The following is a 13,337-nucleotide window of genomic DNA, read 5'->3' as shown; positions in this document are numbered from 1 at the left end:
CGCATGACCGATAGCAACAAGGTGGTCTGGTCCGAAGGGCTGTTCCTGCGTACACAACATTTGCAACAGCAGGATCGCCATAATGAATGGCTGACCCGGCGCGCAATCCGTGCCGTGCCTTTGCAAAACTGGGGCTTCGGAAGTCTGACGCTGGACCGCAACGCGCTTGAGGCAGGGCTTATCGGTATCGAAACGGCAGATGGTATCCTGCCTGATGGTACGATATTTTCAGTGCCCGGCAGCACAGCGGCGGTGCCGCCAGCTCAGGTAAACGCGGACACCGAAGCCGGGTTGGTGCAATTGGCGGTGCCCCTGGAACGGGCCGACGCCGCACAGATTGACCCCAGCCATGCGGACCCATCTGGCACCCGCTATCGCGGTGAGATCATAACCGTGCGCGACGCCATACGCGGCGGGGCCGATCCCACCGAAATAGAAGTGGCACGTCTTGCACCGCGGCTATTGTTGCCCGGTGATGACACCGCAGGCTACACCACCTTGCCAATCGCGCGCATCAACGGGTTGGATTCCAACGGTGCAGTGACTCTGGCTTCTGGATTTCTTGCGCCTGCTCTCACACTCGGAGCGCAATCCGGATATGCCAGTTTTCTGAAAGAACTGGTCACCGGTCTTGATCGGATTGCAGATGCCCATGGCAAAATGGTTCTGGGTGGCACGGGCGCATCAATGGAAAACCTGCTGATACTGCAATTGGCCAATGCAGCACGACCGCGGATGGCACACATTCTGGCGCAGAACAATCTACACCCCTCGGATCTGTTCATGGAGCTTTCCGGGCTGGCAGGACAGATGGCAACTTTCGGCTCATCTTCACGCAGGCTGGCCGAGTTCCCGTTGTATGATCACACGGATCCGCAACCCGCCTTCGATGCACTGACCGACACGCTACGTTCACTGGTACTCTCGCTTCAGCATGTCGAGCCGAAATCCCGTGCATTGGCCGTCAAACGGCATGCAGACAACATCTGGACCGTGCGCATCGACAATCCCGGTATCATCGAAAGCAACCGTATCGTAATCCGGGTCGGCAGCGAGATGTCCGAAGAGATGATGCGTAAGATCTTTATCAATCAGGCCACTGTCGGTGCCGCAGATGATTTCGACGATCTGTGGAAATCGAAACTGCCGGGTATTCCGCTAAAACCTCTTCATTCGCAGCCTCGTGAAATCCCCTATGACGGAGACAGGCTGTGTCTGGAACTTGATCGCAACTCGGAACATTGGGCGGCCCTCGCGGACGCGCCGGGTTTTGTTCTTGGGGTGGCGGGAAAGCTGGACCGCGACCCTGACATTGACTGCTACGCCGTGAGCCGCAAACCATGACGAAAGATGATCCATTCGGACTGGGCCAAGATGCTGGCCGCACGCGCATTCGACCTGTGTCGAAAAAGCGCGAAGCAACGGCGTCACAACATGGTCACTCACATTCGACGGTTCCAGTTTCCGATGCGCGATTGCGGGACGCCAGAGCTTCGGACAATCCACTAGTCAATGCGTTTTCGCCGCTGCTTGGGCTCGCGCCAGAGCTTGAAACCGCCTCGGCCCCTGAAAACCCCGAGGTTCTGCGCGCCCGTTTACTGGACAATCTGACATATGCCCGCGACAGCGCTGTCTCTTCGGGGCTGACATTGGGGCAAGCCGACAAGGGCGCCTGGTTTGTCGCCGCCCTGCTGGATGACATTGCGCTCAACACGCCATGGGGCGGTGGGTCTGGTTGGCCAAGGATGCCGTTGGTGGCTGAACTCTATGGCAATGTCGATGCAGGGGAGCGGTTCTTTGACTTGACCGACGACTTGCTGCGGTTCCCCGAGCGTGATCCGCATTTGGCCGAGCTGGCGTTCTTGTGCCTGTCCCTTGGGTTTCGTGGCAAACACCGGCTGACGGGTTCAAGCGGCGAAGCCACGCTGACACAACTGCGGGCTCAGCTGGCGCGCGCACTGACGGACCGTGACGCCGAAGACAAAGCCATTTCACCCCATTGGCAAGGGGTTGTCGCCGAACATGATAATCCGGGATTCATCGTGCCGCTCTGGGCGATTGGCCTGATCGCCATCGCGTTCATGGCACTGGTCTATGTGGGACTTGGCGTTCGTCTGTCAAACAAGGGCGAACAGCTCTATGCGCTGGCCGAAGTGCTCCCCCCGCCTGAACGGGCCGCCATTTTCCGACCCATCATTGAAACCGTCAAGGAACCCAGCCCGATACCCGAGCCGCTGATCATTGAATTGTTGCCATTGTTTGCGCAGGCCGCCCCACCTGACACCGTATCCGCCCTGTCCGGGCGCGAGGACGTCTCGCTGGCGATTGTGGTCCTACAGGCAACCAACCCCGAAGTCTTCCGCTCTGCCAAGGCAGATCTGAACCCGCAATACACGACTTTGGTTCAATCGATCGCCAGCGTAATCGTGGATAATCAGGACATCATTGGCAAACTGCGTATCGTCGGCCACACGGACAGCATTCCGGTGCAACGCACCAACCCATTCCAATCCAATCAAGGCCTGTCCGAAGCTCGTGCCAAAAGAATCGCAGAACTCCTGATCGCAGCAGGCGTTCCGACCGATCTGATCTCGGTCGAGGGGCGCGCTGCGGCGGAACCGATTGCTGACAACGGTACCAAAGAAGGCCGTGCCCGTAATCGCCGGGTCGAAATCATCGTTCAAAAGAGGGTTTAGGGATGGGTGTTGTCAAAGCAATCTTCGGCTTTCTCTTCTCCCGCCTTTTGTGGACTATCATCGGTCTCAGCCTGTTATCGGTACTGATCTGGCTGTTTGGAGGATTGCTGAAATTCGGCGAAACAGCGCCTCTGGAAAGTGATCTGTCACGCACAATTACCATTGGCGTGATCTGGATTCTGTGGCTGCTGCGGTTGCTTTACAAGCAGATCAGGGCAGCGCGTGCCAATCGCATGTTTGTCGCCGAACTGGCCGCCGCCCCGCCCGAAGAGCCCAGCGCGCCCGGCGAGGAAAATGTTGCTGAGGTCAACGCCAAATTCGCCGAAATCATGGATCAGATGAAACGATCGAAACTGGGGGGGCGTAAATTCCTGCGCGACATGCCCTGGTATCTGTTCATCGGCCCGCCCGGCACTGGCAAAACCGCAGCCCTGCGTAATTCCGGTCTGCATTTCCCAATTGACCTGTCAGACGACCTCAAAGGCGTTGGTGGCACTCGAAACTGCGATTGGTTTTTCACCGAAGAGGCCGTGCTGGTCGACACTGCAGGCCGCTATGTACAACAGCAAAGCGACGCCGAGGTCGATGCCGCCGAATGGAAAGGTTTTCTCAAACTGCTGAGCAAACACCGCGGTCGGCGCGCGCTGAACGGTGTGATCCTGACCTTGTCGGTTCAGGAACTTGCCGGGTCCGACGCCTCGATCCGTGAACACGGGCGAGAGCTGCGCAAGCGTCTGATCGAACTGCAGGATGAGCTGAGTCTGCAACTTCCTGTTTATCTGATGATCACCAAAGCGGATCTGATCCCTGGGTTCGAGCCCTTCTTTGCCGATCTGTCGACCCGTGAGCGCGAGCAGGTTTGGGGTGCTACCCTACCCACAGATGTCCGGGTAGATGGGGTTACGATAGATCGCGAAACCCGTGCCCTGCAATCCGAACTCGAACACCGCCTAGTCGGGCGCATGGCATCGGATTTACCGCTGGACCAGCGTGGCGCAGCCTTCCGCTTTCCCAGTCAACTGGACCAGTTGAGCGGTCCGATCAAGCAACTGATCGATGCCGTCTTCGGGGAAAGCCGCTATGAAGACAGCCCCTGGCTGCGGGGATTCTATCTAACTTCAGCCACTCAGGAAGGTTCGCCCATAGATCAGATGATCTCTGGTATGAGCCAGTCTTTGGGCTTGCCGGTTGCACCGCCCAAACCTCGGGCGATGGGGGAAAAACGATCGTTCTTCCTGCGCAATCTGTTAACCGAGGTTGTGTTCAAGGAGGCCGGGCTGGGCACCTTTGATCCACGTTCCGAAGATCGCCGGCGTTGGATATTCCGCGGGACATTGGCTGCGGCAACACTTGCCACGGTGGTGGCCGTGCTGATGTTTACATTCTCGTATCTCCGTTACTCCGGTGGATTGACGGATCAGGAGCGGCAATTGTCTAAGCTGAATGCGCGGCTGGCCAATGTTGCTGCCCGCCAAGCTCCGACCGATCCGCTGGATCTCGATCTGGCGCTGGATGCGGCCACCGAAACCATCAATTCCGACAGCGCTGTGCAAGCTGGTTTAATGACCATATTCGGCCCCACCGCCAAAGCTGAGCTGGATCAGGCGCAAACCCTGGCCTACGATCACACGCTGCGCAATATTCTCGAACCACGCATGGTTGCAACACTTGAGGCCACCATGTGGCGCCATTCACGTGATCCGGACTTCCTGCTTAGCGCCTTGAAAACCTACCAGATGATGACCGGATTGGCGGCCTATGACGCCGATTTCATCGCGGAATGGTGGCAGATTGATCTGCCCGAATACGCCCCGATTGATGTATTTCCGACGCAAGATGCCGTTGATCACCAATTGGCTGCCATTGCCCGGATGGCCAATGAGGAGGACCGTATCGCGCCCGATCCGGCCCTGGTGAATACCGCCCTGGAAAGCATCTGCACCATACCGCTTGCGATCCGTGCCTATCGGTCCTTGATGCGGCAGCCGCAGGTTTCGGGGCTCGAGGACTGGATACCCGCTGAACATACCGGACCCAACGGGACACGTGTTTTGACACGGCTGTCCGAGAAAACTCTGCGGGTGGGCCTCCCCGGTGCCTTTACCTATGAGGGGTTCCACAAGACGGTGCTGCCCGCCGTGCCCGAAGTGGCTGCGCAGGCCATTCTGGATCGCGCCGTGTTCGAAGGGGGGTGCGCCGAAAGCTCGGATACCACAACGACATTGCTCGAGACGGATATTCTCAAGCTATATTACGATGACTACGTGGCCCAGTGGGACAGCTTCCTGCGCGACATCCGGCTGGCCCCGATCACCGATCTGAACACGGCACGGGTCAATCTGAAGGATCTGTCGTCGGATGACAGCGCGCTCAAGCGGCTGCTGCTGGAAGTGGTGGCCCAAACCCATCTCACACGCGTTGAAAATACCGATAGCGGCGGACCACCCAAAGGGTTGCTCAAGGCCGCCAGCAAAAAACTCGGTAAAGTCGGAAAGCTTGCGAAAAAGGGTTCTCAAATCGTCGGGTCCGGCGGGGGTGCGACAGCGACCCTCCCCGGTGCACCGGTCGCCGATCACTTCAAACCGGTTCGCAGCGTCGTGGAAGAGGTCGAAGGACAACCACCGCTTATCGGTGACACAACCGTAGCACTGACCGCGCTGTATAATGAGCTTCAGACAGTATCTGCCGGGGCGAACCCCCAGGCGGAGTTGCTGGCGCGCGGCGGATTGCCGGTGCTGACCGGTGCGATTGCCGACGAGGCGCAGTTCTTGCCCCCGCCGATCAATGACTGGGTACGCGGAATTGCGGGCGACACCATCGAATTCACGCGCGACGCAATCGTCGCTGGCCTCAACGCACAATGGCGGGCGGATGTGATGCCGTTCTGTGTTTCGGCAACGCGGGGGCGATACCCGTTTGATCCATCCAGTTCGATTGATGTGAATACGGCCGATTTCGCGCGACTATTCGGGCCTGGTGGCTTGGTCGACAGTTTCACCGAAAACCACCTTGCCCCTTATATCGATACCACCACCCGGCCCTGGAGCTGGCGCAATGATCTGGGGCTGGACCCGGCGTCGCTGTCCCCTTTCCAGAACGCGCGCGCCATGCGTCAGGCCCTGTTTCCCGGTGGCGCGGGTCCGGTGATGTCCTTTGCGCTGGAGCCCAGGGACCTTTCAGCCAACGCAAGCAGGATCACGTTGAATCTGGATGGTCAAACGCTCAGCTACTTCAACGCAGCCGCGCGGCCAGTGCCGATGACATGGCCGGGACCGGATGGGACAAATATGATCACGATGAGCTTCGCGCCTGTGGATGGCTCGACCGAGGTCATCACCTCGCAGACCGGGTCCTGGGCGTTTTTGCGACTGATCCGGGCCGGGCGCCTTTCGCCCACAACACTGCCCGAAGTGTTCCGCCTTAGCCTTTCGGCGGCCAATTACAAAGCCGATTTCGATCTCCGCGCCAATTCCGTGGACAACCCCTTTAATCTGGAAATGTTTTCCGGCTTTGATTGCCCCAGCGGGTTCTGATCGATGGGTACTGGCTTCTTTGGCAAAATGCCAGCATCCGGCGATTTCATCGCACGCGGGTTGAGACCACATATCCGGCCTTTGCTGGATAGATGGCTGACCCTGCATCTGGCCGAACCGGCCCGTCGGCCCGAAATCTGGCCTGAGACGGCCCTGCACGCTTTGATACAGGGGCCGGAGCATATGCTGGCTCTGGCGATATTGCCCAGCCAAGATGCCGTCGGGCGGCACTTTCCTCTGGCGGCGTGTTGTCCTGTGGAGTCTGCCGATCAGGCAGGGGTTGAAAACTGGGCCGCCGCTGTTTTCCCAGCGCTTTGCATGTCACAAAGCCCAGCATTTAACCCGGATGCGTTGTACGCAGCCCTGCAGCCCGTTTCCGATCCTCCAGCCGTGGCTTCTTCGCTGACACCGCCGCTGGCCTGGGCCTCGGACCCGCCGGTCAAACCAGAAGACTGCTTTGGCAATCTTTTTGGGTGACCCCCCAATAGGCGAACTCAGTTCTGGCTGATCTTGCTGGCTTTCAATGTCATGTTGCCACTGGCCTTGGCTACGATCTTACCGCTGGCCTTCAACGACAGATCTTTGCCATCCAGCACAATCGTTCCGTCCTTTTTCATCTGCAGCTTGGCATCTCCACAAACCAAAGTGATGCTGTCGACGGCCTTGATCGACAGATCTTTGCCAACCTCGACCTCCATCATCTCAGCAATTACGTGTTTCGAGTCTTTAGAGACATTCACAGACCTTGAACCAGCAATCTTATAGGCCCCGTCGGCACCAATCTCGACATCTTGCGTTGCTGCGATTTCGACCTTTTGGTTACCGCCGATTTTCCAACTGTCATCAGCACCGATCTCGTGATCCTGTTGCGCCCCCACGGTCATTGAACGGCTCGCACCGATTGTATTCGTCTGTACCGCCCCGACAGATCGGGTTTCTGCAGCGCCTACCGTATCGGTACGCGCCGCACCAACTGATACGGTCTGCAGCGCCGCTACGGTCTGGGTGTGGTTCAAACCGATGGTTTCAGTGGAACTGGAGCCGATGGTGATCGATTCCGTATCCCCGACAGTAAGCGTACGCGTTGCGCCGACTGTTTCAGTGTCATGGCTGCCGATGGTCACATCGCGGTTTACACCCACCGATGTAGACTTGTTGTTGCCGACACTTTCGGTGCGGTCATTGCCGATGGATTGGGTGCCGTCATGGCCCACATCCTCGACCCAATCGTTGCCAATGGTGCGGGTCTCATTATTCTTGACCAGCTCATTGTGGTCCTTTTCGGCCTGGAAATATACCTCTTCCGAGCCCTTTTTGTCTTCGAAACGCAATTCATTCCAGCCGCCCCCGCCCAATGACGAGTTAGACTTCCAACCCGATTGCGTCGCATTGTCAGGTAACCCGTAAGGCGGCATCTGTTCTGCGTTATAGACGCGGCCTGTGATAATCGGCTGATCCGGATCACCTTCCAGAAAATCAACGATGACCTCCTGCCCGATGCGCGGTATCTGGATAAAGCCCCAACCCGCCCCAGCCCAGACGGACGACACCCGCACCCAGCACGAGGAATTTTCGTCATTCGCCCCCTCGCGGTCCCAATGGAACTGCACTTTGACGCGCGAGTATTCATCTGTGTGAATCTCTTCTCCGGATGGGCCCACAACCACAGCTGTCTGCGGGCCACGCATAACGGATTTTGGAGTTACTTGGGGTGGCCGGTATTGGATATCACCGGGCATCAGAAGATATCTGGCCTCGAAGCCGGGGTGTTCGTTGTCGCCCAGAAGCGACGAATAGGCCTTGCCCTGCATGTCATAATCGACCCGCAGGATACAGTATTCCGCGTTCTCGGCATCACGCGGATACAGCGCCAACTTGAAGCGCGCACCGGACCACGGCATTCGTGCGGTGGATACAGCAGTGATCCTTTGTGCCGGGGACAGGCCCTCTTGCAGTCTGACAGTGGCCAGATCTTTGCCGCGTCCATGGTCCTTATAGGTACCGGGATAGCTGTAACGTTCCTTGTCGTCCTGTTCATGTCCGACCGGCAGCTCGTCCAGCGCCATCAGATCGGCGGACGGTTTGATGAAATCATAGTCGGTATGCACATAGGCACCCGGCACGACAGCATCAGTTCTGTCCCAATCCGTGATGACTTGCGGGTCCTGCGCAAAATCAATCTTGTCGCCTTCAAATTCGATCTCGGACATCCCATCGGTGGCAATCAAGGTGGCAATGTCATCGACCAGAACCAGCTTGTGTTCCCCATCGTCAAATTCATGAAAATAATAAATGCCTTCATGCTCCATCAGCCGCTGGATAAAATCCAGATCGCTTTCACCATATTGAACGCAATAGTCGCGCGGCTCATAACTTTCGTTCAGACGCAGTTCGAACAGCAGATTGTCCTGCTCACCCAGAATTTCTTCGATGATCTCGACAACGCTTTTGGCCTGAAAAATGCGATTATCTGTGGTCTTCGATAGAAACCACAAGGCAGGCCTGAGCGTGAGCTCATAAAAACCCCACCCTTCTTTGAGACCGGCAAAGCGAAACCGATCAACCAAGCCGTGAAAATAGCGCTCGTGTTCTTCAAACCCGGCCCGGACCGTAACGGGAGTTCCCAGCAACTTGTCCGAACTAACGTTGAAATCGGATGACTGCAGTGTGAGTTCGAATTTGAAACACGTGCTGATGGCATCGAAGCCGGTCATCCGGGCAAAGCGCAACCCATCCGGGTCGTCGGGGGTATCGACTGGCTCGGTCTTGGCTTGGAAATGCCGCTCGTCAAACATCACTGCACTCGCTTCCTGAAAATCTCTTTCAAATCTGCGTGCTAATGTAGCACAGGCATGGCGCGCCGCAGAGTCCCGGCGCGCAATTTACAGAACCGGTGGGCATGAGAATCCACGCATCAAGCTGCGCGCCGAAACTGGGTTCGCCGCATCCGGGAACACAATTTCCACAAAAGCGCGTCCATCATCGCTGCGAATGTCGACCAGAACCCGGGCACCTTCGTCGCGAAACCGCAGCCGGAACCGATCCAGAAGCCTCAGCAATCCCCAATATCCAGCGGCATTAAGCTCTGCATTGTCTGTGCCCTCGCGGAAGCTGATACTGGCCCCCATTAACGGCGCCGGGCCCGGCCATGCCAATATCGCGGGTTCACCCGTTGCACGCACTGGTGCGCCCTGCCCCCCCACTGCGACGACCATTCGTCCGCGTTCGGCCAATGCCGCCATCTCTAACTGCAACTGCAACTGACCCTGCGCATCAAAAAGCGCATCGGACAGCAGGACGGCACGTTCGAAAAAGGCGGCTGAACCTGGGTCCAGCCCGGCAAAACGTGCTTCTGGTTTCCAGCGCCATGGCCGTGAGGACTGATCGAGGAATTGGGCCAGATAAGCACTGTAGAACTGCATCAGACTGCCGTTTGGGGCCATCAATGCAGTAACCTCGGACGGAACTGCGTCCGCACCGTCTGCGAATGGGTACTGATTGTGCAACACTCTGCGGCAGGCGGGATAGATGGTTTGTTGCCAGCGTAGAACCAGTGGATCTGCGCCAGACTGAGAGGTTGCCGCGTTGGCCTGTGCCAGCACATCTTCAGCAATCTGCACAATGATCCGGGGGGCGGTTTGCAGCACGTTGATCGTCCGCGCACGTTCCTGCACGCTAACCAGTTTCGCTGTACCTTTCTCTCCGTCGCGCTGCCGTGTGCTGAGTGCCACGTTCAATGTTGAAAACAGCTGGCTGAGCTCTGCCATGCCGCCTTCATCCATCCATTGGACCACCGGACCAAAAACACGGCCCAATTCGACCTTTTGGTCAAAGCTTCGGCTTTGGTCCCGCCCTCCCATCTGCGTCCAGCTTGCGCGCAGCACCTGCGATAGCGGATTCGCGCGTTGCGCCAATACGCCTGAAACCAGAATGGCCCGATCCGGGTCATCGAACGGTTCCACCCGCAGATCGGACAACCACTCCGTCCACACGGCAATCGTTTCCCGATGCAATCGGGCCTGAACCTCGTCCGGGGTTTGATTGACCGGGTCAGACATCTGACCCAACACCACCGGAACCATGCGGCGGGCATCCTGTACGGCGACGCCAATGCCGTAATCCCGCGCATAGGCCCAGCCGTCCTGCGTGAACAACCCCGGCAAAGCCGAATCCAACGCAACGCCGGAACGGCGTACAAGGATGTCGGACAGACCCGGTATATTTGCCTCGGGATTCCAGGACGGCAGAGCCCGGGTCTGCGAAGCGCGCAACAGTTCCAGCCACACCCGATCCGCCTCGGACGTCTCGCTGGCAAAGCCACGCGCCAGATCCTGTATCTGCGCATCGGTGGCCTGTATCGTACCGTCGGGGGTTGGAAACGCCATCACATGACGAGAAAACCCGGGTAAACCATGGGCGTCTTGGTTATCCTCCAACCAGCCTTCAAGATAGGCGGGTGACCATTGCAGATCACCGCTGAGCACAGCAAAAGCCCGAAGCGCGTCGTAAAGTTTCAGGCTGTCGCCTTCGGTCGCCAGCACCTCCTCCAGTACAGTGGCCAGCGTGGCGGGACCAACTTTGGCTACGTCAGACCGGTATCTGTTTTCCGCGACTGTTTCGCTGTCCACGCGTGGCAATCGAACAACCCGGCGCAACGGTGCATATTGTGCTGCACGAACCACCCGATCCCGCGCTTGGGAAACCTGTGTCAGTGAGTTGGTCAACTCGGCCCTTGCCATATCAGGTGCCAGCGTCATCGCACCAATATCCTGTTCAAACCGATCCAGAATTCTGGCGTGGAACCGATACTCCAGCCAACACGCATATCCGGCCAGCGACAGCAAAAACACCAGAAAACTCAGCACCGCAAACACGCCCCAATTCGAGCGGCTTCTTGTCAGGCTGCGACCTCCCGTTTGTACTTGCAGCGCCACATCGTCCAAAAACGCTGCAAGACCAGCATAGTCAGCCCCGGCATCGCGGGCGGTTTGGGAAAACTCGCGTATACGCGACAGCGACATTTGGTGGTCATCAAACAAAGCCTTTTGCGCCAGAACACTCCACGTAGTCAGTTTCAAAGCGCTCTGCGCGCGGGCCCGCGTATCGATCAGCATGGCGAGCCCCAAGCGCGCCGGAGCAATCGCAGGCTGCGGAACATCGCTTTGCTCCAACGCACTTGCGAACACGGTCAGAGCCTCTTTTGCACGCGCCAACAACGCAGATTCACCAGCGCGCACTTCTTCATCCATACGGTCAATCAAATCGAATATGGGAACCGCAGCTTTCTCGAAGACCTGCTTGCCCGACGCTGGCTGAGCATCTCTGCGCACCATCAGCTACAGCTGACCTTCTGCGCGCCAGCGCAGCAACGTTTCCTCGCCAACTTCGAAATGCATCGAATCTTCACGGCGATAGGTCGCGCCCCAATACCAGCCTTCGGCATTGAACAACTCGGCCAGTAACAACAGACCAAACTGCGTACCACCATCGCCAAAGCCATCCAGCTGTCCTTGAAGCTTGATGTCGATCGCCGTGCCGAATGAGTGATTGGAGATCGAACTGCTGGAGCCCCGGATCAGCCGTACGCACAGGCCACCTGCCGTCCCGAGCGCTGCATAGATATCAGGTTCGGTGGCTTGCAGGGTGTTAAAAATCCGCTCCAGCGAGTCCAGCGCCGGACGCAGCAGGGTTACACGAATTGGACCCACCTGCCTTGTTTCCACGAGCGCGCTCAGCGCCGCGTTGGTGATACCCTGACAGTTGGTGCCATAGTCGCGCCGTGGCTGACCCAACAGCTTGAGCATCGTGGAATTGCGCGGTTGCGTTATCCCCTTGTTGAAACGCGCCTTGGCCAACTGCATGACCTCGGTCATCTCTTCAGTGGGAATGTGGTCCGCGATCTCGGGCATGGTTTGCGTCACATCAAGGCTTAACCCCTGTGCTGCATCGCCGACGGGATTTGTCGTCGCGGCAGAGGGCACCTGGGCCGCAAGAAGCGCATTCGCTTCCGCCTGTCGTTCAATGGCTGTTTCAGCTTCATTCAATGCCTGTCTCAGCGCTTTGATTTCGGTGGTCAGGGTCTCAATCCTGTCTTCGGCACGATCCAGCCGTAACTCAGTCCCGCCATCGGCGGTCTGCAAGACCGCTCCGACCACCGCAAAGACAATCGCCGCGGCAATCAAACCTATCGCAATGATGATCGGGCCGATCAGCGTACCTTGTCGCATCAGCGTGCTTCCTGCACGAAGGTCGATACCACCGAAACATTGTCCGGCGCACCGCGTTCAAGGCAATGGATTATAAGATCGGCGCACAGGGCCTCGGGGTCTGTCGCCCTCAATGCGCAATCGGCGATGTCATGATCACCCAGACACGCCGTCAGCCCGTCGCTGCACAGCATCAGAATATCACCTGGCACCACCGGAACGGACAGCGCATCAAGTTCAATCTCAGGTTCATATCCGACGGCGCGGGTGACAACATGAGCGTCAGGATGGCTGGCGCTGTCTTCATCACGCAGCAACCCCTCATCGACCATAGTTTGAACGACCGTGTGATCACGTGTCAGCAACCTAAGGCAGCGTTGTCGCATCAGATATGCACGACAATCACCCGCCCAAACGATATTGGCGTGACCGTTCTGAAACATCAACGCCACCACCGTTGCACCAAAGCGTTGTGTTCCCTTGGACCGCGCCACTGACTGAATTTCAGTATTCGCCGCCTGAAGGCTACTACGCAGCGCAGGTATTGCTGACATCGTATCAACCACTTCAGACAAATGACGCGTGATTATGTCTGAGGCTACATCTCCGTTCCCGTATCCACCCATCCCATCGGCCACGGCCCAAAGAACCCCGGTTGGATCAGTTAAGATAGCATCTTCATTGTCAGACCGCACCCGGCCGGTATGGGTCAGCCCCGCCCCGGCGACATATAAAGCCGCACGGCGCGGCGGGTGTGGAATTTTGGTCGTCGGAACTGTCATACCGAGCGTTCACCCAAGTCCGGCAGCCCACAACACAGGGCCGAAGAAGCAGCCAATACAAAAGACAGAATTGAATATTTGTAGATATTAACCTAGTATCGGGACCGTACAAATCCTTTT

8 protein-coding genes are annotated in these 13,337 nt (G+C 57.7%); 4 read left to right on the top strand and 4 right to left on the bottom strand.

Annotation, left to right across the window (positions count from 1 at the left end; genetic code table 11):
* The first annotated feature begins 3 nt into the window (after positions 1-3).
* Genes tssK through tagF form a run of 4 tightly spaced genes read left to right on the top strand, consistent with a single transcriptional unit; the run spans position 4 to position 6,706 of the window.
* On the top strand, positions 4-1,344 hold the full coding sequence (tssK, locus tag ACR0IV_RS14300; protein WP_480659467.1) for a type VI secretion system baseplate subunit TssK: 1,341 nt from the start codon (positions 4-6) through the stop codon (positions 1,342-1,344).
* On the top strand, positions 1,341-2,696 hold the full coding sequence (icmH, locus tag ACR0IV_RS14295; protein WP_480659466.1) for a type IVB secretion system protein IcmH/DotU: 1,356 nt from the start codon (positions 1,341-1,343) through the stop codon (positions 2,694-2,696). The genes tssK and icmH overlap by 4 nt, the downstream gene beginning before the upstream one ends.
* Positions 2,697-2,698: 2 nt before the next feature.
* Complete coding sequence (gene tssM, locus ACR0IV_RS14290; RefSeq protein ID WP_480659465.1) at positions 2,699-6,229, top strand: type VI secretion system membrane subunit TssM; 3,531 nt, start codon at positions 2,699-2,701, stop codon at positions 6,227-6,229.
* A 3-nt stretch (positions 6,230-6,232) separates the two neighbouring features.
* Positions 6,233-6,706 carry a type VI secretion system-associated protein TagF gene (gene tagF / locus ACR0IV_RS14285; RefSeq protein WP_480659464.1) on the top strand — a complete coding sequence of 158 codons (474 nt, stop codon included), beginning with the start codon at positions 6,233-6,235 and terminating at the stop codon, positions 6,704-6,706.
* 17 nt (positions 6,707-6,723) lie between these two features.
* On the opposite strand, the gene ACR0IV_RS14280 is transcribed toward tagF, so the two are convergent.
* The 4 genes from ACR0IV_RS14280 to ACR0IV_RS14265 all read right to left on the bottom strand — a co-directional run bounded on the left by ACR0IV_RS14280 (position 6,724) and on the right by ACR0IV_RS14265 (position 13,217).
* On the bottom strand, positions 6,724-9,024 hold the full coding sequence (locus ACR0IV_RS14280) for a type VI secretion system Vgr family protein (RefSeq protein ID WP_480659463.1): 2,301 nt from the start codon (positions 9,022-9,024) through the stop codon (positions 6,724-6,726).
* Between the two features lie 87 nt (positions 9,025-9,111).
* The gene (locus ACR0IV_RS14275; RefSeq protein ID WP_480659462.1) at positions 9,112-11,562 is read right to left on the bottom strand and encodes an ImcF-related family protein; all 2,451 of its coding nucleotides are present in this window, start codon (positions 11,560-11,562) and stop codon (positions 9,112-9,114) included.
* A gap of 3 nt (positions 11,563-11,565) precedes the next feature.
* On the bottom strand, positions 11,566-12,456 hold the full coding sequence (locus ACR0IV_RS14270; protein WP_480659461.1) for a M15 family metallopeptidase: 891 nt from the start codon (positions 12,454-12,456) through the stop codon (positions 11,566-11,568).
* Positions 12,456-13,217: a PP2C family protein-serine/threonine phosphatase gene (locus tag ACR0IV_RS14265; RefSeq protein WP_480472160.1), complete on the bottom strand. Its 762-nt coding sequence runs from the start codon at positions 13,215-13,217 to the stop codon at positions 12,456-12,458. Before ACR0IV_RS14265 ends, ACR0IV_RS14270 begins: the two co-directional genes overlap by 1 nt.
* Positions 13,218-13,337 lie beyond the last annotated feature (120 nt).

It is taken from the genome of Ruegeria sp. C2, assembly GCF_056537765.1.
This window is presented reverse-complemented; position numbering and strand designations above follow the sequence as displayed.